This window comes from Phenylobacterium sp., from assembly GCF_004297125.1.
Lineage (GTDB): Bacteria > Pseudomonadota > Alphaproteobacteria > Caulobacterales > Caulobacteraceae > Phenylobacterium.
On sequence record NZ_SCVD01000019.1, the window covers coordinates 122,404 to 145,301 of the forward strand.

The 22,898-nt window shown below is 70.7% G+C and carries 24 protein-coding genes; 9 read left to right on the forward strand and 15 right to left on the reverse strand.

Going from position 1 to position 22,898, the window contains the following annotated elements; all coding sequences use genetic code 11:
* The first annotated feature begins 97 nt into the window (after positions 1–97).
* Genes rfbF through EPO51_RS08905 form a run of 6 tightly spaced genes read left to right on the forward strand, consistent with a single transcriptional unit; the run spans position 98 to position 5,240 of the window.
* The gene (gene rfbF / locus EPO51_RS08880; RefSeq protein WP_293348927.1) at positions 98–865 is read left to right on the forward strand and encodes a glucose-1-phosphate cytidylyltransferase; all 768 of its coding nucleotides are present in this window, start codon (positions 98–100) and stop codon (positions 863–865) included.
* Positions 853–1,923, forward strand: a complete 1,071-nt coding sequence (rfbG, locus tag EPO51_RS08885) for a CDP-glucose 4,6-dehydratase (RefSeq protein ID WP_293348930.1) — start codon at positions 853–855, stop codon at positions 1,921–1,923. The genes rfbF and rfbG overlap by 13 nt, the downstream gene beginning before the upstream one ends.
* Positions 1,920–3,152, forward strand: coding sequence for a class I SAM-dependent methyltransferase (locus tag EPO51_RS08890; protein WP_293348933.1), 1,233 nt, complete (start codon positions 1,920–1,922; stop codon positions 3,150–3,152). Before rfbG ends, EPO51_RS08890 begins: the two co-directional genes overlap by 4 nt.
* Complete coding sequence (rfbC, locus tag EPO51_RS08895; protein WP_293348936.1) at positions 3,152–3,679, forward strand: dTDP-4-dehydrorhamnose 3,5-epimerase; 528 nt, start codon at positions 3,152–3,154, stop codon at positions 3,677–3,679. Before EPO51_RS08890 ends, rfbC begins: the two co-directional genes overlap by 1 nt.
* A 4-nt stretch (positions 3,680–3,683) precedes the next feature.
* Entirely contained in the window at positions 3,684–4,634 is a 951-nt protein-coding gene (locus EPO51_RS08900; protein ID WP_293348939.1) for an NAD-dependent epimerase/dehydratase family protein, read from the forward strand.
* Between the two features lie 27 nt (positions 4,635–4,661).
* A complete protein-coding gene (locus EPO51_RS08905; RefSeq protein ID WP_293348942.1) occupies positions 4,662–5,240 on the forward strand; it encodes a CatB-related O-acetyltransferase in 579 nt (192 codons plus the stop codon).
* On the opposite strand, the gene EPO51_RS08910 is transcribed toward EPO51_RS08905, so the two are convergent.
* The 3 genes from EPO51_RS08910 to EPO51_RS08920 are packed head-to-tail and all read right to left on the reverse strand — an operon-like array spanning position 5,237 to position 8,505.
* Positions 5,237–7,522, reverse strand: coding sequence for a tetratricopeptide repeat protein (locus EPO51_RS08910; protein ID WP_293348945.1), 2,286 nt, complete (start codon positions 7,520–7,522; stop codon positions 5,237–5,239). The genes EPO51_RS08905 and EPO51_RS08910 overlap by 4 nt on opposite strands.
* Before the next feature lie 33 nt (positions 7,523–7,555).
* Positions 7,556–7,855, reverse strand: a complete 300-nt coding sequence (locus tag EPO51_RS08915; RefSeq protein ID WP_293348948.1) for a SemiSWEET family sugar transporter — start codon at positions 7,853–7,855, stop codon at positions 7,556–7,558.
* Entirely contained in the window at positions 7,855–8,505 is a 651-nt protein-coding gene (locus tag EPO51_RS08920) for a sensor histidine kinase (RefSeq protein ID WP_293348950.1), read from the reverse strand. Before EPO51_RS08920 ends, EPO51_RS08915 begins: the two co-directional genes overlap by 1 nt.
* A gap of 234 nt (positions 8,506–8,739) precedes the next feature.
* Here EPO51_RS08920 and purD point away from each other — a divergent pair, with 234 nt between their 5' ends.
* The gene (gene purD / locus EPO51_RS08925) at positions 8,740–10,008 is read left to right on the forward strand and encodes a phosphoribosylamine--glycine ligase (protein ID WP_293348952.1); all 1,269 of its coding nucleotides are present in this window, start codon (positions 8,740–8,742) and stop codon (positions 10,006–10,008) included.
* Here purD and EPO51_RS08930 read toward each other — a convergent pair whose 3' ends face one another.
* Positions 10,009–10,440 carry an SRPBCC family protein gene (locus EPO51_RS08930; protein WP_293348954.1) on the reverse strand — a complete coding sequence of 144 codons (432 nt, stop codon included), beginning with the start codon at positions 10,438–10,440 and terminating at the stop codon, positions 10,009–10,011.
* 113 nt (positions 10,441–10,553) lie between these two features.
* Here EPO51_RS08930 and EPO51_RS08935 point away from each other — a divergent pair, with 113 nt between their 5' ends.
* On the forward strand, positions 10,554–11,636 hold the full coding sequence (locus tag EPO51_RS08935; protein ID WP_293348956.1) for a phosphotransferase family protein: 1,083 nt from the start codon (positions 10,554–10,556) through the stop codon (positions 11,634–11,636).
* Here the strand turns inward: EPO51_RS08935 and lpxK are convergent.
* The 8 genes from lpxK to EPO51_RS08975 all read right to left on the reverse strand — a co-directional run bounded on the left by lpxK (position 11,633) and on the right by EPO51_RS08975 (position 19,650).
* Positions 11,633–12,619 carry a tetraacyldisaccharide 4'-kinase gene (gene lpxK / locus EPO51_RS08940; RefSeq protein WP_293348958.1) on the reverse strand — a complete coding sequence of 329 codons (987 nt, stop codon included), beginning with the start codon at positions 12,617–12,619 and terminating at the stop codon, positions 11,633–11,635. The genes EPO51_RS08935 and lpxK overlap by 4 nt on opposite strands.
* Positions 12,616–13,860 carry a 3-deoxy-D-manno-octulosonic acid transferase gene (locus EPO51_RS08945; RefSeq protein ID WP_293348961.1) on the reverse strand — a complete coding sequence of 415 codons (1,245 nt, stop codon included), beginning with the start codon at positions 13,858–13,860 and terminating at the stop codon, positions 12,616–12,618. Before EPO51_RS08945 ends, lpxK begins: the two co-directional genes overlap by 4 nt.
* Positions 13,857–14,831 carry a cation diffusion facilitator family transporter gene (locus tag EPO51_RS08950; protein ID WP_293348964.1) on the reverse strand — a complete coding sequence of 325 codons (975 nt, stop codon included), beginning with the start codon at positions 14,829–14,831 and terminating at the stop codon, positions 13,857–13,859. The genes EPO51_RS08945 and EPO51_RS08950 overlap by 4 nt, the downstream gene beginning before the upstream one ends.
* A gap of 198 nt (positions 14,832–15,029) precedes the next feature.
* A complete protein-coding gene (locus tag EPO51_RS08955) occupies positions 15,030–15,761 on the reverse strand; it encodes a lysophospholipid acyltransferase family protein (RefSeq protein WP_293348967.1) in 732 nt (243 codons plus the stop codon).
* Positions 15,758–17,533, reverse strand: coding sequence for an ABC transporter ATP-binding protein (locus EPO51_RS08960; protein WP_293348970.1), 1,776 nt, complete (start codon positions 17,531–17,533; stop codon positions 15,758–15,760). Before EPO51_RS08960 ends, EPO51_RS08955 begins: the two co-directional genes overlap by 4 nt.
* 231 nt (positions 17,534–17,764) lie before the next feature.
* Positions 17,765–18,013 (reverse strand): hypothetical protein, encoded by a 249-nt coding sequence (locus EPO51_RS08965; RefSeq protein WP_293348973.1) that lies wholly within the window; start codon positions 18,011–18,013, stop codon positions 17,765–17,767.
* A gap of 159 nt (positions 18,014–18,172) precedes the next feature.
* Positions 18,173–18,787, reverse strand: coding sequence for a hypothetical protein (locus EPO51_RS08970; protein WP_293348975.1), 615 nt, complete (start codon positions 18,785–18,787; stop codon positions 18,173–18,175).
* 233 nt (positions 18,788–19,020) lie between these two features.
* On the reverse strand, positions 19,021–19,650 hold the full coding sequence (locus EPO51_RS08975) for a glutathione S-transferase family protein (RefSeq protein ID WP_293348978.1): 630 nt from the start codon (positions 19,648–19,650) through the stop codon (positions 19,021–19,023).
* Positions 19,651–19,747: 97 nt separating this feature from the next.
* Between EPO51_RS08975 and EPO51_RS08980 the strand changes: the two genes are divergently transcribed.
* Positions 19,748–20,431 (forward strand): protein tyrosine phosphatase family protein, encoded by a 684-nt coding sequence (locus EPO51_RS08980; RefSeq protein WP_293348981.1) that lies wholly within the window; start codon positions 19,748–19,750, stop codon positions 20,429–20,431.
* A 56-nt stretch (positions 20,432–20,487) separates the two neighbouring features.
* On the opposite strand, the gene EPO51_RS08985 is transcribed toward EPO51_RS08980, so the two are convergent.
* The 3 genes from EPO51_RS08985 to EPO51_RS08995 are packed head-to-tail and all read right to left on the reverse strand — an operon-like array spanning position 20,488 to position 22,888.
* Complete coding sequence (locus EPO51_RS08985; protein WP_293348984.1) at positions 20,488–20,730, reverse strand: DUF4170 domain-containing protein; 243 nt, start codon at positions 20,728–20,730, stop codon at positions 20,488–20,490.
* Between the two features lie 23 nt (positions 20,731–20,753).
* Entirely contained in the window at positions 20,754–21,560 is an 807-nt protein-coding gene (locus EPO51_RS08990) for a 3'(2'),5'-bisphosphate nucleotidase CysQ (RefSeq protein ID WP_293348987.1), read from the reverse strand.
* Positions 21,557–22,888 carry a TldD/PmbA family protein gene (locus EPO51_RS08995; RefSeq protein WP_293348990.1) on the reverse strand — a complete coding sequence of 444 codons (1,332 nt, stop codon included), beginning with the start codon at positions 22,886–22,888 and terminating at the stop codon, positions 21,557–21,559. The genes EPO51_RS08990 and EPO51_RS08995 overlap by 4 nt, the downstream gene beginning before the upstream one ends.
* Between the last annotated feature and the right edge of the window lie 10 nt (positions 22,889–22,898).

The following is a 22,898-nucleotide window of genomic DNA, read 5'->3' on the forward strand; positions in this document are numbered from 1 at the left end:
CTTCCCGCGCCCGGGCGCGGCGCGCAAGACTTCTGGATCGCCGACTTACCCGTTAAGACGGCCTCCGACGCGCGGGCATCGCGCCAGAAGGCAAGGCATGAAGACGGTAATCCTGGCGGGCGGGCTCGGCACGCGCATCTCGGAAGAGAGCCACCTGAAGCCCAAGCCGATGATCGAGATCGGCGGCCGGCCGATCCTCTGGCACATCATGAAGCTGTATTCGCACTATGGCTTCAACGAGTTCATCGTCTGCCTGGGGTACAAGGGCTATGTGGTGAAGGAGTACTTCGCCAACTACGTGCTTCACAACGCGGACCTGACCGTGGACCTGGCGAAGGGGGCGGTCGAATATCACGCGACCAACCACGAGCCCTGGCGCGTCACCCTGGTCGACACCGGCGAGGCGACGATGACGGGCGGGCGGCTGAAGCGCGTCGCGCCCTACCTCACCCCCGGCGAACCTTTCTTCCTGACCTACGGCGACGGCGTCTCGGACGTCGACCTGCGGGCGCTGGCCGACTTCCACAAGAGCCACGGCAAGGACGCCACGATCACGGCGGTGGCGCCGCCTGGCCGCTATGGCGCGCTGGAGATCAACGAGGGCCAGGTGCAGCGCTTCATCGAGAAGCCTCCGGGCGACAACGGCCTGATCAACGGCGGCTTCTTCGTGGTGAACCCGCAGGCCATCGACCGTGTCGAGGGCGACGCCACGGTGTGGGAGCAGCAGCCGCTGGAGGGCCTCGCCGCCGACGGACAGCTGATGGCCTATCGCCACGACGGCTTCTGGGCGGCGATGGACACCCTGCGCGACAAGAACCAGCTCGAGGCGCTGTGGGCGTCCGGCGAGGCGCCGTGGCGGCGGTGAATCCCGGCCCGGTGACCCAGGCCTTTTGGGCCGGCAAGCGGGTCCTGCTGACCGGCCACACGGGGTTCAAGGGATCCTGGGCCGCGATCTGGCTGAGCCGGATGGGCGCCGAGGTGACGGGCCTGGGCCTGCCGCCGGACCAGACGCCGGCGCTGTTCACGCTCGCCGGGGTCGAGCGCCGCGTGGTCTCACGCCTGGTCGACCTGCGCAGCCCGGAGGCGGTGTCCGCGACGGTGGGCGCGCGCGATTTCGACCTGGTCCTGCACATGGCCGCCCAGCCCATCGTGCGGACCTCGGTCGAGGATCCGATCGGGACGTTCGAGACCAACGTCATGGGCACGGCGCATCTGCTCCAGGCGCTGCGCGGCCAGACCGCGCTGCAGGCCGTGCTCGCGATCACCTCGGACAAGGTCTACGCCAACAACGAAACGGGCCGCGCCTTCGTCGAAGGCGACAACCTTGGGGGCAAGGATCCCTATTCGGCGTCGAAGGCGGCCGCCGAGATCGTCATCCAGAGCTTCGCGAAGAGCTTCTTCCCCTCCGTGCCGGTCGCCACGGCGCGGGGCGGCAACGTGATCGGGGGCGGCGATTTCTCCCGCGACCGCCTGGTGGCCGACATCGTGCGCGCGGCGCGGGGCGGCGAGCCGGTCGTGCTGCGCCATCCGGAGGCGACGCGGCCCTGGCAGCATGTGCTGGATTGCCTAGCTGGCTACTTCCGACACATCGAGGCGTTGGCGACCGATCCGGCCACCCCGCGGGCGCTGAACTTCGGCCCGAAGCCCGGCGGCGCCGAGGTCAGCGTGGGCGAACTCGCGACTCTCGGCGTCGAGGCCCTGGGCGGCCAACCCTGGCGCCACGAGCCCGATCCCCAGTCCCTGGAGGCCAAGAGCCTGGCGATCGACGCCAGCCTGGCCCGCCGGGTGCTGGGCTTCGAGAGCCGGCTGGAAGCGCCGGAGGCCGTGGCGCTGACCATGGACTGGTATCGCCGGCAGGCCGCGGGCGAGGACGCACTGTCCTTGTGCCTGGAGCAGATCGAAGGCTACGAGAGCCGGCCATGAGTCTTTGCCGTTTCTGCCGCTCGCCGCTCACCCGCACCTTCCTCGACCTCGGCCTCCAGCCGTTGGCCAACAGCTACCTGACGCCCGAGCAACTGGCGGCCGGGAACGAGCCCGTGTTTCCCCTGCACACGAAGGTCTGCGACGCCTGCTTCCTGGTGCAGGCCGACCATGAGGTGCCGGCCGAGGCGATCTTCGACGAGGGCTACGCCTATTTCTCGTCCTTCTCGCCGGGCTGGGTGGAGCATGCCCGCCGCTATGCCGAGGCGATGATCGCGCGGTTCGGCCTGGGGCCGGAGTCGCTGGTGGTCGAGATCGCCAGCAACGACGGCTACCTGCTGAAGCATTTCCTCGCCAGGGACGTGCCGGTGCTGGGGATCGAGCCCACCGCCAACACCGCCGAGGCCGCCCGCGCCATCGGGGTGCGCACCGACGTGGTCTTCTTCAACGCCGAGACCGGCCAGACGCTGGCGGCACGGGGAGACCGGGCCGACCTCATGGCGGCCAACAACGTCCTGGCCCATGTGCCGGACCTGAACGCCTTCGTCGGCGGCTTCCCCCATGTGCTGAAGCCGCAGGGCGTGCTGACCTTCGAGTTCCCGCACCTGCTGAACCTGATCGAGAAGGTGCAGTTCGATACGATCTACCATGAGCACTATTCCTACCTGTCGCTGCTGGCGGTCGAGCAGGTGCTGGCCGCCCATGGCCTGCGGGTGTTCGATGTCGAACAGCTTTCGACCCACGGCGGCTCGCTGCGGCTGTTCTGCTGCCACCAGGCCGCTGGCCACGCGGAGACCGAGGGCCTGCGCGCCGTCCGCGCCGCGGAGGCCGCGGCAGGCCTGGACCGGCCTGAGACCTATGACGGCTTCACGGCGCGGGTGGAGGCTGTCCGCGACAGCTTCCAGGCCTTCCTGCGCACGGCGAAGGATGACGGCAAGGCGATCGCGGCGTATGGCGCCGCGGCCAAGGGCAACACCTTCCTGAACTACTGCGGCACGACCGCGGACGACATCATCGAGGCCTACGACGCCAATCCGGCCAAGCAGGACCGCTACCTGCCGGGCAGCCATGTGCCGATCCGCGCGCCCGCCGCCGTGGCCAGTTCCCGGCCGGACTATGTGCTGATCCTGCCCTGGAACCTGAAGGACGAGATCACCCGCCAGCTGGCGTTCATCGCCGACTGGGGCGGCCGCTTCGTGATCGCCTCGCCCCGCACCGAGATCCTCGACTGATGCGCTTCACGCCCACGGAGATCGCCGGTGTCGTCCGTGTCGAGGCCGAGCCGCACCGCGACGACCGGGGCCTGTTCGCGCGGCTGCATTGCCCCGAGGAGTTCGCCGCCGCCGGCATCCCGTTCGAACCCGCCCAGACCAGCATCTCACGCAATCCGCACCGCCATACGCTGCGCGGCCTGCACTTCCAGCCGGCGCCGTACGCCGAGACCAAGCTGGTGCGCGTGACGCAGGGGCGGGTGTTCGATGTCGCCGTCGACCTGCGTCCCGAAAGCCCCACCTACCGGCGCTGGACCGCCGCGGAGCTGTCGGCCGAGAACCTCATGGCGCTGTTCATCCCCGAGGGGATCGCGCACGGGTTCCTGACCCTCGAGCCCGACACCGACGTCGTCTACCAGATCGCGCCCGCCTTCCGGCCGGGGCGCGAGGCCGGCGTGCGATGGGACGATCCCGCCTTCGGCATACAGTGGCCGGCCGCGCCCGCGCTGATCTCGCCACGCGATGCGGCCTATGCGGACCACGGCTAAGCCCATGGCGACGCGGATCCTGCTCACGGGCGGAAGCTCGTTCACGGGGGTCTGGATCGCCGAGGGTTTGGCGGCCGCGGGGTTCGAGGTGATCGCGCCGCTTCTGCGCGAACGCTCCGCCTATGAAGGCGTGCGGCTGGACCGTGTCCAGCGTCTGGAACGCTGCGCCCGGGTGACCTTCAATCGCCCCTTCGGCTCGGAAGCCCTGCTAGCCGATATCCGCGCCAGCGGCGGCCTCGACGTGCTGGCGCACCACGCCGCGCACATCACCGGCTACCGCGATCCCGGCTTCGATCCGGTGGACGCCCTGGCGCGCAACACCGCCGGCGCAGGCGCGGTGCTGGAGGCCGTGCGAGAAGCGGGCGCGCGACTGGTGGTCCTGACCGGCAGCGTGTTCGAAGCCGGCGAGGGGGGCGGCGACGAGCCCGGCGCGGTGACGCCCTATGGCCTGTCCAAGACCCTCACCAGCGCGGCCTTCGACTATTGGACGCGGGCCGCCGGCCTGCGCTTCGGCCGGTTCGTCATCCCCAGCCCCTATGGCGCGCTCGAGGAGCGGCGCTTCGGCTGGCACCTGTTCCGCAGCTGGTTCGCGGGTGAGACGCCCTTGGTTCGAACCCCGCTCTATGTTCGCGACCATCTGGCGGCGGCGCGGCTGGCCAAGGCCTATGCCGAGTACGTTGTCCAGGCGCTCGGCTCCGAGGCGCAAACCTCCGTGGCCCGGCCCTCCGGCTGGATCGCGCCTCAAGGCGAGTTCGCGCAACGGGTCGCCGCCCAGGCCGCACGGCGCCTTGGGCTGGACTGCCGGGTCGAACTCGCCGCGCAAGCCGTGTTCGAGGAACCGCTGGTGCGTGTGAACGATCAGTCGGGATGGGGCGCCAACTGGGACGAAGACGCTTTCTGGGACGACTATGTTGCATGGTACGCGGGCCTGCATCAGAGCGGCGCTCTGGACTGAGTCGCGCGTCGGAACCGGGTCAGAGACATGCCGCCCCCCGTCTTCACCAAGGACGCCGTAGCCCAGCACGTCGAGGCCGGTCGGCTCGTGGTCGGACCGCATACCTACGGCTCGCTGGCCCTAAGGTATTGGGGCGCGCCAGGAATCTATGTCTGCCGGATCGGCGACTACTGTTCGATCGCCGACAACGTCCAGGTGTTCCTGGGGGGCTACCATCGCCCGGAGTGGGTCTCGATGTATCCATTCTCGGCCTTCCCGGAGTGGCCCGAGGCCCGCGGCGCGAAACACACGGTCGGCCGTGGCGATGTAACGATCGGCAGCGACGTCTGGCTGGGCAGCCACGGTGTCATCATGTCCGGGATCACGGTCGGCCATGGCGCCGTCGTCGCCGCCCACGCGGTGGTGAGCCGCGACGTCCCGCCCTACGCGATCGTCGCCGGCAACCCGGCGCGCGTGGTGAAATATCGGTTCGATGAGGAAACCATCGCGGCGCTCCTCGCGATCGCCTGGTGGGATTGGCCGCCGGGGCGCGTCCGCGAAAACCTGCCCCTGCTGCTCAGCGGCGACATCCAGGCCTTCATCGAGCGCAATCGCGATCCTTCCTAGCCTTCGCGGACCGCCCGCTCCACGGCGTCGTAAAAGCCGGCCGCCCAGGCCGTGCTCTGGCCCAGCGGGCTTGCCCGCATGCGGTCGCGCATCGTCGCCCGCAGGTCCGAGATCCGCGCCGGATCGTTGCCGAGGGCGACGGCGGTCTCGACGTAGCCCTCCAGAGTGTCGGCGCACAGGTCGACCAGGCCCACGTTGCTCAGCACCGAATAGCTCAGCCGCTCGTAGGGCGCCGGCCCCTTGAGGCTGATGCAGGGGGCGCCCATCCACATCGACTCGCAGGTCGTGGTCCCGCCGGTCTGCGGGAAGGTGTCGAGGCTGATGTCCATGCGATTGTAGTGCGGCAGGTGTGCGCCGCGCACGGACTCGAACTCGATCCGGTCGCCCTCGATGCCCTCGGCCGCGAAGGCGCGGCGCAGGTTCGCCTGGAACGACGGCGAATTTCCTTCCGGCCGGACGAACAGGAAGTGCGAGCCGGGGCAGCGCGCCATGATCCGCGCCCAGGTCCGCAGACCCTCCGGGGTGTACTTGTAGGGCTGGTTGGCCGTGCCGAAGGTCACGTAGCCGTTGCGGGCGATGGGCGGCTCGACGTCGGCCGCGGGCTGTTCGCGGAACGCCGAGGCGCTGAGCGGGTACCAGGCGTGGGGCAGCATCAGCGGCTTCTCGATCAGCAGGCGCGGATCGGGCGGCGCGATGTAGGGGTCGCAGACGAAGTAGTCGATGGTCTCCAGCCCGGCGGAGTGGGGGTAGCCCAGCCAGCTGGCCTGCCGCGGCGCGGGCCGATAGGCCATCACCTCCAGCTTGTTCATGTGGGTCGAGCCGCCCAGTTCGATCAGCATGTCGAGCTGGTCGTCGGCGATCTTCTGGGCGGCCTCCGTCACGGTGAAGTGGGGCCACCAGCGGTAGGCGCTCACCTTGGACGTGATGAACTGCTGCGCGGCGTCGGCTTCGGGACCGGTGTAGTAGGAGTATACGAAGACCTCGAACCGCTCATTGTCGATGTGTTCGAACAGCGGGCGGGCGAAGTAGCCCACGGGGTGCAACCGCAGGTCCGAGGACATGAAGCCCAGGCGGATCTTGCCGCCCGGCGGGCGCGGCGGCGGGCGGTTGATCGGGCGCCGGGCCGCGCCTTCCTCGGTCAGGCGGCCCCACGTCCGGTGCTGCTCGACCAATTCCAGGCGATCCTCGTCGGAGCGCACCTGGGGCATCTGCTTCATCAGTGCGGTGTGGCGGCCGCTCGAGGCCCACGCCCGGCCGAGTGTCCGGAAGTCGCCAACTTCGGCCTGGGCCTCGAAATCGCACAGCCGTCCCAGGGTCTCCCAGACGATCTTCTTCGCCGAGTCGGTGAAGTCGAGCTTGCGGGACAGCAGCGACTTCGCGAGCTGGTAGGCCTTCTCGACGTTGGCGGCTTCGTCCCCCTTGCGGTTGCGCTCATAGCCTTCGATCAGCGCGATGGCGGACTCCAGGCGCTGCGGGTCAAGAGCGATAGCCTTCTCCAGATGTTGGTTGGCGCGGTCGCGGTCCTGGTCGGCGTAGTGGACGCCCAGCGCGTGGTGCAGCCAGGCGGCGTCGGGATTGGAGGGCAGCAAGCCCAGCAGGTAGGTCTCCGCCCGGACGGGATCGCCCGCGCGGCGCAGGATCGTGGCCTTGGCCTCGAGCAGACGCTGGGCGCCGGGATTGGCGGCGAGCGCCTTATCGACGGCCTCCTCGGCCTCGGCGCTGCGGAACTCGTCGTTGAGCGTGCCTATGATGTCCAGCCAAGCGTCGACGTTGTTGCGCTGCAGGCTGAGGGCCTGGCGGACACGCATGAGGCCCTGATCGATCCGCCCTTGCTTGATGATCGACCGGCCCAGCTGGCGCTGGTACTCGGCGTTGCGGGGCTCCAGCCGCACCAGCTTGCTGAACACGGCCTCGGCCCGTGCGGCGCTGTTCAGGTCCAGCAGGACATTGCCCAGGTTCTGCTGCGCCGCGAGCTTCTTGGGTTCCAGCTTCGCCGCCTGTTCGAGGACTGGAACGGCCTCGGGCTGGCGCTTGAGCTTGCGAAGCAGCACGCCGCGGGTGTTGAGCAGGTCGTAGTCGCGGGGATGGCGCTCGAGGCCGCGGGCGGCGAACGTCTCGCCTTCCGCATAGCGACCGGCGCCGTAAAGCTGGGCGGTCAAGATCCGGTACACCGAGGCCGGGCGGGCGGGGTCTTCGTTCACGGCCGCGACCAGGTGTTCGATCGCCTCGCCGTTGCGTCCTGCGCTCAACGCCGCCTGCGCCGCCGCCAACCGATCCGTCATTCCGCTACCTTAAGGCCCTTGCCGGCGAAGCACTTACGGCTCCGGCTGGCCGCTGGCTAGCCCAGGGCCCCCCGAGTAGCGCCATTTCAGGAGCAGGATCGTGGCCGAGAGGGCCAGGCAGACGACGTTCGAAGCCGCCACGGGCCAGCTGCCGATCATCAGGCCGTAGGCGATCCAGAGCGAGAAGCCGGTCACCGTCACCGCGTACATCTTGAGTGAGACCGAGGAGGCGTCGCGGTCGCGTCGCAGCTTGGCGATCTGCGGGATGAAGCTGGTCATGGAGCACAGGGCTGCGCCCGTGCCGATGATGTCGGCGATAAGGGACTGGGCCATCAGGCCGAGGGGGTTGCAGTGTCCATGGGCACGCTAACGGAGAGCCGCAGCCCAGGTTGCGCGGCGGCGGTCTCGAGGCGGCCGCGAAGCTGCTGGGTCATCAACTGGACGACGGTCAGGCCGAAGCCGGTCTTGGAGGCGTCCGCCTCCATGCCGACCCCGTCGTCGCACACCGTCAGGTCGAAGCCCGACTCCGTGCGTCGCACCGCCACCTGGATGCGGCCCTTGCGGCCGTCCGGGTAGGCGTGGCGGAGCGCGTTGCCTACCGCCTCGCTCACCAGCAGCGCCACCGGCGCGCCTTGCCGGCCGGGGATCGTCACCGCGTCCAGATCCAGGTCGATGTCCACGCCCTCGCGGCCGGCCGAGCCCGCCAGGTCGCCGACGATCTCGCGGACCAGGGCGGCGACCTCCACCGTTTCGGAGTCGTCGTTCCAGCCCACGTGGCGATGCGCGACGCTGACCGCGGCCACGCGCTGCTGAACGGCCTTCAGCGCCTGGCGCGCGCCCTCGTCGGCGGCGCGGCGGCCCTGGAGCAGCACGATGGAGGAGATGAGCTGCAGGGTGTTCTTCACCCGATGCTCCACCTCGCGCGCTCGCTCGGCGTGATGTTCGAGCGCCTGTTCGGCGCTTTCGATGATAGGATCGGCCATCCCGTCTCCCCGTCGTCTGGCCTTCAGTCACGCCATCCTATATCGGACGCCGACGTTCCTGAGGTTGCGACGTGGCGTCGCCGTTCGCGTAACATGGTATGGTAGAGCTGCAAGGACGCAAAGATGCTTGGGCTCGATCACATCGTCATGCCCGTTCGGCTGACGCTTGCCGCGGTGAGGCGCTGGGCCAAGGCGGCTTGACCTGAAGGGGCGGCCACGCCAAAGCCGCCCTTCATGAACATCCTGCTTGTGGGCTCCGGCGGGCGCGAGCACGCCCTGGCGTGGAAGATCGCGGCCTCGCCGCTGGTGACGCGCTTCGTGGCCGCCCCGGGCAATCCCGGCATGGCCGCGCAATGCGAGCTGCGCGACGTCGCGGCGACGGACGTCGAGGGCCTGGTGGCCCTGGCCCGCGAGATCGCCGCCGACCTCGTGGTGATCGGGCCGGAGTCGGCGGTGGACGCCGGCCTGGCCGACGCCCTGCAGGCAGCCGCCATCCCCTGCTTCGGGCCCAGCGCGCAGGCGGGCCAGCTCGAAAGCTCCAAGGCCTTCACCAAGGCGTTCTGCGACCGCTACGGCCTGCCGACCTCGGCCTATGCGGTATGCGAGAGCGCGTCCGAAGCCAAGGCGGCGCTGGACCGTTTCGAGCCGCCCTACGTGATCAAGGCCGACGGCCTGGCGGCGGGCAAGGGCGTGGTGATCGCCTCGGAACGGAGCGAGGCGGAGGCGGCCATCGACGACGCCTTCGGCGGCCGGTTCGGCGCGGCGGGCGCCCGGGTGGTGATCGAGGAGTTCCTGGAAGGCGAGATCGGATCGCTGTTCGCGCTCTGCGACGGCAAGACTTCGATGGTGTTCGGCTGGGCCCAGGACCACAAGCGCGCCTTCGACGGCGAGCAGGGGCCGAACACGGGCGGCATGGGGACCTATTCGCCGGCGCCGGTCTTCACGCGCGAACTGGTGGAGCAGGTGCGAGAGCGGCTGGTGGAGCCCGCCTTCGCGGGCATCGCCGCCGACGGGGCGCCCTATCGCGGCGTGCTGTTCGTCGAGCTGATGGCGACGAAGCACGGGCCGAAACTGGTGGAGTTCAACGTCCGCTTCGGGGATCCTGAGTGCCAGGTGCTGATGCTGCGCCTGGAAAGCGATCTCGTGCCCTATCTGGTGGCCTGCGCGAACGGGACGCTGGCCGACATGCCGGCGCCCACATGGCGCGACGAGTCCGCCGTCTGCGTGGTGCTGGCGGCCAAGGGCTATCCGGGCACACCGGCGGCCGGCGGCGAGATCCGCGGGACCGAGGCCGATCTCGGCGCGGACGCCGTGGTCTTCCACGCCGGGACGAGGCGCGACGTGGGGGGAACCCTGCGTGCGGCCGGCGGCCGGGTGCTGAACGTCTGCGCCCGGGGCCCCACCCTGCGAGAGGCGCGGGACCGGGCCTATGCGGCGGTGGACGCCATCGACTTCCCCGACGGCTTCTGCCGCCGCGACATCGGCTGGCGGGCGCTGGGCTAGTTAGCCCTCCACCACCGCCCGCAACCTCGGCAGGGCCACGGTGTGCCAAGCGTACCCGAGGCCGCCGCGCACCTCGTCCGTCTCGCGCTCCTCGAACTGGTCCCAGCCCGAGTGGACGAGCCGCACATGGGTGCCGCCGGCGATGTTGCGCAGGCGGATGTCGACGAAGGTGTCGGGGACGTCGGGAAAACCCCACGAGAAGCTCAGGCGTCGCGGCGGGTCCAGCACCTCGATCCGGCAGGCGATGGCGTCGGTGACGTCGTCGGCAGTCCGGCGGGCGCGATCAGGCTGCAGATAGAAGATGTGCCCCGCCTCCGGCCGGAAACGCAGGCAGCCCATCCACAGGGTCACCAGCGCGGGCTCGGTGAGCGCGCGCCATACGCGCTCCCGCGGCGCGGCGATCTCGATGATCGACTGTACGTCCTCGACCATGCCCCGCCTTGCGGCCCGCCGGCCTTCGCGTCAAGCGCGGGCGCTCGCGCCTTGCTCCCGTAGGGGACGCCTCGCTAAAAGGGTTCAAACAATTGTACGAAGCGAGGAACGCCATGTCCGTCACCGCCGACATCGCCGCGGAGCAGGCCCGCGAACAGGCCAACACGGGCACCAAGGACGTGGCGGAGAGCCATCGCTTCGACGAAGCCGCCCTCGAAAGCTGGATGAAGGCGAACGTGGAGGGCTACGCCGGTCCGCTGGAGGTGCGCCAGTTCAAGGGCGGCCAGTCCAACCCGACCTACCAGCTGATCACGCCGAACAAGAAGTACGTCCTGCGCCGCAAGCCGCCGGGCAAGCTGCTGCCGTCGGCTCACGCGGTGGATCGCGAATACAAGGTGATCTCGGCGCTCCATCCGACCGGCTTCCCGGTGGCCCGGCCCTACGGCCTTTGCACTGACGACGGCGTCATCGGCACCTGGTTCTACGTCATGGACATGGTCGAGGGCCGGATCCTCTGGGACCAGAGCCTGCCGGCCTATGAGCCCGCCGAGCGCAACGCCATCTTCAAGGCCAAGATCAAGACCCTCGCCGACCTGCACAACACCGATTACGAGAAGATCGGCCTCGGCGACTACGGCAAGCCCGGCAACTACATGGGCCGCCAGGTCGACCGCTGGACCAAACAGTACAAGGCCTCCGAGACGGTCTACATCCCCGAGGTCGAGAAGCTGATCGAATGGCTGCCGAGAAGCCTGCCGGCCCAGGAGCGGACCTCGATCGTCCACGGCGACTACCGCCTCGACAACATGATCTTCCATGCCACCGAGCCGCGGGTCGTGGCGGTGCTGGACTGGGAGCTCGGCACGCTGGGCGAACCGCTGGCCGACTTCACCTATGTGTTGATGAACTGGATCAACGGCACGATCTCGACGATCCCGGACCTCAAGGCCCACGGCATCCCGACCCTCGACGAGGCCGTGGAGTACTACTGCAGCCTGACCGGCCGCTCGGGCCTCCATGACCTGAATTGGTTCTTCGCCTACAACGCCTTCCGGCTGGTCGGCATCCTGCAGGGCATCCTGGGCCGGGTGCGAGATGGCACGGCCAACCATCCGGACGCCGCCAACATGGCGCCGCGCGTCACCAGCCTGGCCCAGATGAGCTGGGCCTACGCGCAGAAGGCCGGCGCCAGCTAGGCGCGGGCCAGGACCGCGTCCAGCGCCGCCTCGTCCTCGAACACCGCGCGGACGGGCCAGGGCCTGATGCGGTCGCGCCAGGCGGCGGGCAGGCGGGCCCAGTCCTTCTCGGTGGTGACCAGGCCGGCGCCGAACTGCGCGGCGCGCGCGGCCAGGCGTTGCAGCGTCGCCTCGTCGTAGGCGTGGTGGTCGGGGAAGGGCCAGAAGTCGCTGAGCTCGCAACCGGCGGCTTGTAGCGCGCGCTCCACCTTCCAGGGCTTGCCGACGCCGGCGAAACCCACCTGCGGGCCCGAGGGCGGCGGCGCGGCCGGAGCCAGGCGGGCGATGAGCACGGGCACGGCCGACAGGGCGCGGACCAGCTCGGGGTCGGGCGCGGCCAGGTCGGCGGGCAGCAGCAGCACGGCGGCGTCGGCGCGGGCGAGGCCGGCCTTCAGCGGCTCGCGCATCGGGCCGGCGGGGAAGACCCGGCCATCGCCGAACGGCCATTCGTCGTCGCGGGTCTCGCCGTCGACGACGACCAGCGACAGGGTCTTGCGCACCGAGGGGTTCTGGTGGCCGTCGTCCATGACGATGACCTTGGCGCCGGACTGGGCGGCGGCCCGGGCGCCGGCGGCGCGGTCGCGCGACACCCAGACCGGAAGGTCGGCGGCCAACATCAGCGGCTCGTCGCCGACCTCGGCGGCCGTATGGCGGGCCAGGTCGACCTGGACGGGGCCTGGCAGCGAGCCACCGTAGCCGCGGGACAGCACCGCGCCGCCCAGCCGGCGGGCGATCTCGCGCACCACCGGCGTCTTGCCCGTGCCGCCCAGGGTCAGGTTGCCCACGCAGATCACCGGTACGCCCGGGTCGACGGGATGGCCGCCCGCGATCCGCCGGGCGGTGGCCGCCGCCCAGATCCAGGAGGCCGGCGTCAGGAGGAGACGGGCGATCGCGCCGGTCTTGCCGTCGCGGCCGTACCACCAGCGGGGCGTCGAGAGCTTCATGCGGGCAGCAGGGGTTCGAGCAAGGCCATGGCCTCGTCGAGGGCCGCGCCCTGGCGATGGGCGAAGCCGAGCGCCGCCTCGCCCATCCGCCGCGCGATCAGCGGGTAGTCCCTGAGTCCGCGGAGGTGCCGCGCCAGCGTCTCGGCGTCGGCCGCCTCAAGTGCGGCGACCTCGGCGAACATGGCGGCGTAGACGTCGGCGGCGTTGAAGGCGTGCGGGCCGGTGATGATCGGCCGGCCGATCCGCGCCGGTTCCATCGGATTGTGGCCGCCGACGCCCGGAAGGAAGCCGCCGCCCATCACGACCACATCGGCGAGGCGGAAGAACAGGCCGAGCTCACCCAGGGTGTCGGCGACATGGATCGGCCCGTCCATGGTCTCGCCCGCCGCCCGTCGGGTGGCGCCGAGCTCGCGGGCGATCGCCGGTCCTCGCTCGGGATGACGCGGGGCGACGATCAGCAGGCCGTCGCCGCCGGCGGCGTGGAAGGCCTGGGCGACGATCGCCTCCTCGCCCGGATGGGTGCTGGCGGCCAGCACGACCCTGCGTCCAGCGACCGCGGCGCGGAGGCGCGCGAGCTCGGCCTCGTCGGCGGCCAGCGGCTCGCCCACGGTCTTCAGGTTCAGCAGGGGGCCAGGCGTCGCGCCCAGCCGCCGCAGCCGCGCCGCGGTGGCCTGGTCCTGCGGGAGGATGAGGTCGAAGGCCCCGACCAGCGTCCGCGCCGACGCCGGCCATCCGGCCCAGCGGTTGGCGCTGGCCTCGGTCATCCGCGCCGACAGCAGGGCCAGGCGCACGCCGCGGGCTCTGGCGGCGAGGATCAGGTTGGGCCAGAGCTCGCTCTCGACGAACACCGCCAACGAGGGGCGCCAGTGGTCCAGGAACCGTCGCACCGCGCCCGGGGCGTCGATGGGGGCGAACTGGTGGATCACGCCGTTCGGGAGGCGCTTCTGCAGCAGTTCCGCGGCGGTGACGGTGCCGGATGTCACCAGCAGGCCCAGGTCCGGCCGCCGCGCCCGCAGCGCCGTGACCAGCGGCAGCAGCGACATGGTCTCGCCGACGCTGACGCCGTGCAGCCAGACGAGTGGGCCATCGGGCCGCGGCGCGCCGGGGCGGCCCAGCCGTTCGCCGATCCGCGCGGGGTCTTCCTTCCCGCGACCGGCCCGGCCGCGCAGGATCGCCGGGGCGAAGGGCTCCAGCAGGCCCGTCGCCGCGCCGTACAGAGCCAGCGGGAGGGTGGAGCTCACACCACCTCGGCGGGGGCGAGGCGGCAGGCGTGGGCGGCGTCGGTCTCGACCTGGAGCGTGGCGTGGCCGATCCGGAACCGCGTCTCGAGGCCTTCGCAGGCGATATGCAGGAAGCTGTCGGAGTCGGCGTTGCGCGGCCGCAGGACATGGGCGGTCATGGCGGTCTCGGTGGTCGAGAGCGCCCAGATGTGCAGGTCGTGGACGCCCTCCACGCCGGGCAGGCCGGCGAGGTACCTGCGCACCGCCTCGACGTCGATGCCGCGCGGGGCGGCGTCCATGGCCAGGTCGGCCGAGTCCCGCAGCAAGCTCCACGTGCCCAGCACGATGACGCCGGCGATGACGAGGCTGAGGACCGGGTCGATCCAGAGGAGGCCGGTCCGGGCCATCATGAAGGCGCCGGCCACCACGGCCAGCGAGACGCCCGCGTCGGCGGCCATGTGCAGGAAGGCGCCGCGGACGTTGAGGTCGTCGTGGCTGCCGCGCATGAACAGCAGGGCCGTCGCGCCGTTGATCAGCACGCCAAGACCGGCGGTCAGCATGACGATGTCGGAGTCGATCGAGGCGGGCTCGGCGAAGCGGCGCACCGCCTCCGAGGCGATGGCGCCCACCGCCACCAGCAGCAGGATGGCGTTGGCCAGCGAGGCCAGGATCGTGGCCTTGCGCAGGCCGTAGGTGCGCCGGCCGGCGGGCGCGCGCCTGGCCAGGATGGTCGCGCCCCAGGCCAGCAGCAGCGACAGCACGTCCGAGAGGTTGTGGCCGGCGTCGGCCAGCAGGGCCAGCGATCCGGTCCAGAGCCCCGCCGCGACCTCGGCGGCCACGAAGGCCGTGTTGAGGATCACCCCGATGGCGAAGGCGCGGCCCATGTTGGCCGGGGCGTGGTGATGGTGGCCGCCGGCATGGCTGTGGCCGTGATCATGGCCGTGATCATGACTGGTGTGGTCGTCGTGATCGTGCGCGTCGTCGTGGGCCATGGCGCCTATGTCTCACCGACCGGCGGGGGGATCAATTCTCTCCTCTCTCCCGACGCGAAGCGCGAAGGGGAGAGGGTAGGGTGAGGGGCGGCGCAGGCCGCGGCGTGACCGCTCCCGGTCCAGCCATGGCCCAGCGTCGCTGCCGCTGATCCTCGTGGAACCATCGGGAGAGACGGATACGCCCAGCCGCCCCTCACCCTACCCTCTCCCCTCTCGCTGCGCGGGCGGAGAGGAGGTCACCAGCGCCTCCGCCCGGCGGGTGGCGGCGGAGAGGCGGGCCGACCAGTCTTCGATCAGTCCGGCGATGGCCGCGTCGTCGGCGTCGGCCGGGACCCGCAGCGGCCCTTCCCAGACGACGGCGCCCCGGCCGAAGGGGGCGGCGAACATCACCCGGTCCCAGGTGTTCGCGAGCTGCCAGGCGGGGCTGGCGGCGATGCCCATCAGGTACACGGGCTGGCCCGACCGCCGGGCGATCTGCAGGGAGCCGGCGGCGATGACCTCGTTCGGCCCACGCGGGCCGTCGGGGGTGACCACCAGGGCGCCGCCGTCCTTGACCCAGGCGGTGGCCTCGCGGATCGCGGCCACGGCCTGGCGCGCCTTGGCGGCGTCGCCCTTCTTGGCGGAGGAGACGCGGATGGCCGGGAAGCCCGACATGTCGAGGGCGCGGGCGATGAACTCGCCGTCCGCCGAGGGCGAGACCAGGCAGCGCGTCCGCTTGCGCCACCATTGCGGCGCGGTGGCCAGGCAGAGCGGGATGCGGCCGTGCCAGAAGAGGGCGATGGCGCCGGTGGTGTCGTCGGCCAGCACCGGCTCGACGCAGGCCAGGTTCTCGTGCCGCCAGCGGACGGTCCGCAGGACGAGCTTGAGGTAGGTCCCCAGCACCCAGCCGAGGAAGGCCTGGACGCCGTCGCTTCGCAGGAAGGCTTTCAAGCGGCGGGCTCCGCCTCCAGGTCCTGGCTTTGCGCCAGGCGAGCGTAGAGGCCGCGCTGCGCCATCAGGCCGGCATGGTCACCGGTCTCCACGATCCGGCCCTTGTCGACGACGTAGATCCGGTCCGCGCCGCGCACGGTCGACAGGCGGTGCGCGATCAGCAGCGTCGTGCGTCCGGCCATCAGCCGCTTCAGGGCCGCCTGGACCTGGGCCTCGCTCTCGGTGTCGAGCGCGCTGGTGGCCTCATCCAGCAGCAGGATGGGCGCGTCCTTCAGGAAGGCGCGGGCGATGGCGATCCGCTGGCGCTGGCCGCCCGAGAGCCGGGCTCCGGCCTCGCCGACCAGGCTGTCGTAGCCGCCGGGCAGGGCGGTGATGAACTCGTGCGCCGCGGCCGCCGTGGCGGCCGCCTCGACCTCGGCGGCGGTGGCGGTCGGGCGGGCGTAGGCGATGTTGGCGCGGATCGTGTCGTCGAACAGGAACGGCTCCTGGGTCACCAGGGCGATCTGGTCGCGCAGCGAGGCCAGGGCTACGTCGCGCAGGTCGCGGCCGTCCAGGGTCACCCGCCCGCCGCTGACGTCGTAGAAGCGCGGGATCAGGTTGAGGATGGTGCTCTTGCCGCCGCCGGAGGGGCCGACCAGGGCCACGGTCTCGCCGCGCGACGCCTCCAGGCTGACCCCCGCCAGGGCCGGCGGACCGTCGCCGCCGTAGGAGAAACTGACGTCCTCGAAGCGGATGGAGCCCTGGGCCCGCGACAGGCTGGGCGCGCCCGGCCGCTCGCGCACTTCCGGCTCGACGTCGAGGGCGGCGAACAGGCGCCGCGCCGCCGACATTCCCTCGGCGAACACGGTCTGCAGGTTGGCGAGTTGGCGCAGCGCCTGGCTGGCCATGGTCAGGGCGGCGACGAAGGAGAAGAAGGCCCCGGCGTTCATCTCGCCCTGGGTCGAGCGCCAGCCGGCGTAGGCGAACACGATGGCCACGATCAGGGTCATCAGAAGCTCGGTGGCCGGCGCGGCGCGGGCGCGGGCGTTGGCGCCCTTGGTGAGGTGCTTCTGTCGCCGCTTCACCACCTCGGCGACGCGGCCCTCCTCATAGGCCTCGCGGTTCTCGATCTTCACGACGCGGACGCCGTCCAGGCTCTCCATGATCGCCGAGGAGAGGGCGGAGGTCTCCTCCATGGCGCCCTTGGCGGCCTTGGTGGTGCGCCTGGAGAACCGGCGCATGATCCAGCCGGCGACCGGCACGGCGCCCAGCAGCACCAGCGACAGCATCCAGTCGTTGGCCACCATCACCAGGATCGCACCGACGAAGATCAGCAGGTTCTGGGTGTAGTTCACCACCCCCGCCGTCGCCGCCTCGCGGATCAGGCCGGCGTCGTAGAGCACCGAGGAGACATAGGCGCCGGAGTGCTGGCTGCGCAGGTGCGCCAGGTCGGCCCGCACCAGCTTGCCGAACAGCTGCACCTGGACGTCGCCGACCACGGCGTTACCGATGCGGTTGACGAGGGTGGCCTGGATCACCTGGGCGACCGTACGCGCCAGGGCCAGGGCGGCGATGGTCAGCGGCAGCCACAAGAGGGCGCCAGGCTTGTGGAACACCAAGAGGTCGTTGGTGGCCGGCTCGATGATCTGCACCAGCCGGGCGCTGCAATAGGCCACCACCACCGCGGCCAGCATGGCCACGGTCCAGCCCTTCCAGCGCGGGGCCATGTAGATCCGCGCCACCCGCGCGATCAGGGCGCGGGCGGACAGCTCCGGCTGGGGAGGCTCGCTCATGGGGTTGGGATCGGACGTTGCACGGGCGGCGTCAAGCGAAGCTGCCGAGGTGGCGCCTGTCGAGGCGCCGCCGTGACGCGTCAGCGCCGATGAGATTTCGTCCACGAACCACACGAACCACACGAACAAGCCGAGAGGCCAAAGCGCTTGATCCGGGCTGGACCCGTTCGTGTGGTTCGTGGACAAATTCGACAGCGCCTGCGGCGCGCAGAGCCGGATAGGAACGTAGTCCTAGCGGGGGGCCAGGGCCTGCTCGATCTCGGCGATCGCCTCGACGACGTCGTTGGCGTCGTCGGCGAAGATGCCGTCCCAGACCATCTTGAAGAACGGCCCCGGCTGGAGGGCGCGATCCGCGTCGTGCTGAGTCTTCCAAGCCTGGAGCTGGTCCAGGAGCGCGCGCAAGGCGGCGGGATCGGCGTCGGGAGAGCCGCGGGTCTCGCGCCACCAGGCCAGATCGCCGGAGAGACCTTTCACCCGCATCGCTGTCTCCATCGGGAAGGGCTTGGAGTTTGGCGGGCTGCGCGGGGAAGAGGAACCGCAGAAAACGCAGAAGACGCGGAAGCGCGCCGGGGAAGCGGGGCCGCCTCGGATCGTTCTGCGTCTTCTGCGTTTTCTGCGGTTCGGGCGCTACGCGCCGGGTCAGGCGGAGCTTCGCCAGGCGAGGGCTGGCGGGCGCGGCGGGGCCATCGCGGCGCCGCCCATGAGCAGGGATCGTCGGCCGCTGGGGCCAGGCAGGGTCGGCGGACCGACGGCGCGCACAGGGGCCGTCGCGGTCGCCGAGCCAGGAACGCCGGCGTCGACCAGGGGCCGGTCGGCGTCGAGGTCGTGGCGGATGCGGGCGATGCAGGTCTCGACCGCTTCGTGGACGTCGTCGAGGTCGACGTCGTCGCCTTCGAGCAACGCGTCGAGTTCGTCCAGGGCCTCGTTGGAGTCGTCGGATTCGTACTCGTTCCAGCCGGTCCGCTCGGTCGGCGAACGGGGCCCTGGGGCCCGGGGCGGGGGTGTCGGACGCGGGGAAGCGGCGGCCTCGCGCTCTTCGCGGCGCGCCGCCTGAGCCAGCCGGAACTCCAGCGCCATGGTCTGGCGCACGGCGCGCGACACCCGGTGGAAGGCCAGGCCCAGTTGCGCCTGGGTCTGGACATCCTTCGTCTGCAGCATGGCGTCGCTGAGGCGGCGCACCATGGCCATCCCGGCCTCGGCCAGCTCCGCCAGGACGCGGCCGTGCCGCTCGCGCATGTCGCCTTCGATGGACATGAACAAATAGAGAACATGAAGCGGACGCCGTGTCAAGCTTTACGGGCGTTTGGGTGTCCGTTTCGCGCTCCGAGCTGACGGCGCGCTTTCGATCCCGTCGAGGACGTTTGAAAGCGCGCGCCTCCTCTCCCCTCGGGCTGCGCCTCGGGGGAGAGGAGGCCGCCGCTTTCCACGCCTCTCCGCCGTTGGCGACGTCTCCTTATGTCTCCCGCCGCTTCGCCGGGAGGTAAGATTCAGGACGCGCCCACGCCCTCGTGCGATCGCTCAAAGGCTCGCCTGTAGGCGTCGCGGCCGGTGGTGCGGGCGAGGTAGGCCTGTTCGGCGTCGCTCAGGGTCACGCCGGCGTGGTTGCTTCCCAATTGCAGGGCGTAGGTCACCGAGATGTCGGCGGCCGTGAACCCCTCGCCGGCCAGGTAGGGCGACTGGGCGAGGCGCCGCCTCACCAGGTCCAACCGGCGCTCGGCGCACCCCAGGGCCCAGCGCGCGCCCCAGTTCTCCCGCTCGGCCTCGGGCGCGATGAAGCCGCTGACCAGGGGGACCATCAGCAGGGTCGCGAGGCCCGCTTCGCCCATGTGCAGGAACTGCTGATAGGCGGGGAAGGCCGGATCGTGCGGCGCGGGCTGAAGCGGCGTCGGCCCGTAGCGGCCCATCAGGTACTCCATGATGGCGATGGACTCGACCATGGTGACGTCGCCGTCCTGGATCGCGGGGAGGAAGTTGCCCGGATTGACCGCCAGCCACTCGGTGTCCGGGACCCCCGACAGCATGTCCACCTGCCGCACGCGGTAGGGGAGGCCCATCTCCTCCAGCACCCAGACGACCCGGATCGATCGGGAGGTCTGTCCGCCCCAAACGGTGATCATGCGCGCGGTCCTTTGCTGGCGTGGCTTTGGCCGATCATGCCACGGCGTCGGCGCGGCGCCACTTTCGCAAGTCGGCGGCGGGCTTTACCTAGACCCCATGACCACGAGCCCCGCGCAGGACCGGTTCGATCTGGCGACCCCCGTGGGCCGGGCGAAGACCTATCTGGACTACCTCTGGAACGACCACGCCTACCTGCGGCTGGGCTTCTCCAATGCGCATTGGATCAGCGACGAGCTGGTGCGGGCGAACCAGCCGTGGCCGCACCAGATCGCGGAATGGAAGGCGCGGGGGATCCGGACGATCATCAACCTGCGCGGCGGGTTCGACGCCAGTTTCCATGCGCTGGAGAAGGACGCCTGCCAGCGGCTGGGGATGAACCTGGTCGACTTCACCATCACCTCGCGCGAGGTCCCGTCCCGTGAGCGGGTGCTGGGGGCCAAGCGGCTGTTCGAGACGCTGGAATACCCGGCGCTGATGCACTGCAAGTCCGGGGCGGACCGGGCGGGCATCATGAGCGTGTTCTACATGCACTTCCGGCAGGGCAAGACGATCCGCGAGGCGCTGGAGCAGCTCTCGTTCAAGTACCTGCACATCCGGCACGGGAAGACGGGGGTGCTGGACTACACCTTCGCCCGCTACCTGACCGAGGGCGAACCGGCGGGCATGAGCTTCCTGGAATGGGTCGAGAGCCCGATGTACGATCCGGCCGGCATCAAGGCCGATTTCCGCACCAACATGTGGGGGAACTTGCTGACCGAGAGCGTGCTGCGGCGGGAGTAGGGGCGGCGCCTCACCTCCCGCCGTCGCTGCCGCGACGGGGGAGGTCGGATCATGCGCTAGTGCGTGTGGTCGTCGTCGCCGTGGGGGTCGAGGAGCTTGTGCGCGTGGATGATGAAGTAGCGCATGTGGGCGTTGTCGACGGTCTGCTGGGCCTTGGCCAGCCAGGCTCTACGGGCGTCCTGATAGGTCGGGAAGGCGCCCACCAGGTCGACCTTGGCGAGGTCCTTGAACTCGGGCGCGCCTTCGAGGGACTTCAGTTCGCCGCCGATGACGAGGTGGAGGAGCTGTTTGTCGGGCATGAGTGCGTTCGTTTCAGCTGAAATCAATTGCCCGCGCCCATATGCCGGACGCGCGCCAGGATCAATGGGGCCAGCGCCGGCGTGGCGCAGATCAGGCTGGCCTGCGACGGTCTGGCGCGATTGTAGCGGAAACCCTCGCCGGTGTGATCGCCGACGAAACACCCCGCCTCGCGGGCGATGAGGTCGCCGGCGGCCACGTCCCAGTCGGATTTCCGCAGCGGCGCGACAGCGGCGTCGAACTCTCCCGAGGCCACCAGGCACATCCGGTAGGCCGTGGAGCTGCGCTGCTCGACGCGCATCGGCGGCCAGGGTTCGGGCCAGGACCAGTGGGAGAAGACCACGGGATCGCCCACCATCCGGCAGTCTTCGATCGCGGTGGCCGAGCTGGGCCCGATGGCCACGCCGTTGCAGGTCGCCCCCAGGCCGGCGGCGGCGGCGTAGGTCTCTTCCACCTCGGGCGCATAGATGGCCGCGGCGACCGGCAGGCCGTCCTCGACCACCGCGATGGCCACGGACCACCAGGGGCGGCCGTTCAGGAAGGCCCGGGTGCCGTCGATGGGGTCGACCACGAAGATGCGGCGGCAGTCCAGGCGGTCGCGCGCGTCGGCGGTCTCCTCCGACAGCCAGCCATAGTCGGGGCGCGCGGCGCGCAGGCGGGTGGTCAGCAGTTCGTCGGCGGCGAGGTCGGCGTTGGTGACAGGCGAATTGTCGTCGGCCTTGTACTCGATCTCCAGCCCCTTCAGGCGGATCGCCCGGGCCAGGTCGCCGGCCTCCTGGGCCGCGTCGAGGATCAGCTTGAGGTCGTCTTCCAGGACGATGGAGGGTCTCATCGACCCGCTATGGCGAGGGCGTCGACCAGCAGCGAGGGCGCGTTGGCGGAGCCGCGGATCTCCAGGTCGGAGCCCGGGACGACGCGGCCGAAGATGTCGAGCAGGTTGCCCGCCACCGTGATCTCGTTGACCGGGTAGGCGATCTCGCCGTCCTCGAACCAGAAGCCGGAGCAGCCCACCGACCAGTCGCCGGTGTTGCCGTTCAGCGAGGGACCGAACATCGAGGTGATGAGGAGGCCCTTGCCCGCATCCTTCATCAGGGTCGCCTGGTCGCGGTCGCCGGGCTGGAAGGTCAGGTTCGAGGTGGAGACGCCGGGCGGTCCGGCGAGGCCGCGCGAGGCGTGGCCGGTGGTGACGAGGCCGAGCTGGCGGGCCGACGAGGTGTTGAGCAGCCAGGTGGTCAGGACGCCGTCGTCGATCAGGTGGCGCTTTTCGTTGGCCACGCCCTCGTCGTCGAAGGGCGAGGAGCCCAGGCCGCGCGGCTTGTGCGGGTCGTCGGTGAGGAAGATCCCCTTGGCGAAGATCTGCTGGCCCAGCCGGTCCTTCAGGAACGAGGTGCCCCGCGCGATGGACGGGCCGGAGATGGCGCCGATCAGAGGGCTCATCAGCGAGCCGGCCAGGCGGTTCTCGAAGATCACCGGGGCGGTGGTGGAGGCGATCTTCCGCGCCCCCAGCCGCGAGGCGGCCCGGCGGCCGGCCTCGGCGCCCAGGCTCTCCGGGGTCGGCAGGTCGGACTGCCAGCGGGTGGAGCGGCCGTCGTAGCCGGTCTCCATCCCCTCGTCGTCGCCGGCGATGGCCGAGGCGCCGATCGAGAAGCCCGAGGCGCGGTGGACGCCGGTGAAGCCGCCGCTGGTGACCATGGTCCATTGCGAGGCCGACCACGAGCCGCTGCCGCCGTCGGAGTTGGTGACCTTGGGCACGGCGCGGGCGGCGGCCTCGGCGACGCGGGCGCGATCCTCCAGGCTCTCGGGCGAGGGTTCGGCGGGATCGAACAGGTCGAGCTCCGGCAGCGGGCCGCGGGCCAGGCGGTCGGGATCGGCGAGGCCGGCGTAGGGATCCTCGGGCGCGAGCCGCGCCATGGCGACGGCGCGCTCGACCAGCTTGGTCCGGGCCTCGGCCGAGATGTCGGAGCCGGAGACCGTCGCCTGCCGCCGGCCGACGAAGACCCGCAGGCCCAGGTCGCGGGATTCCTCGCGCTCGACCTCTTCCAGCTCGCCCATGCGCACGGAGATCGAGAGGCTGCGGCGGTCCGCGCCGACGGCTTCGGCCGCGTCGGCGCCCGCCTTCAGGGCGGCGGCCACGACGTCGTTCAACAGGTTTTCGTCCATCGGGGGGATA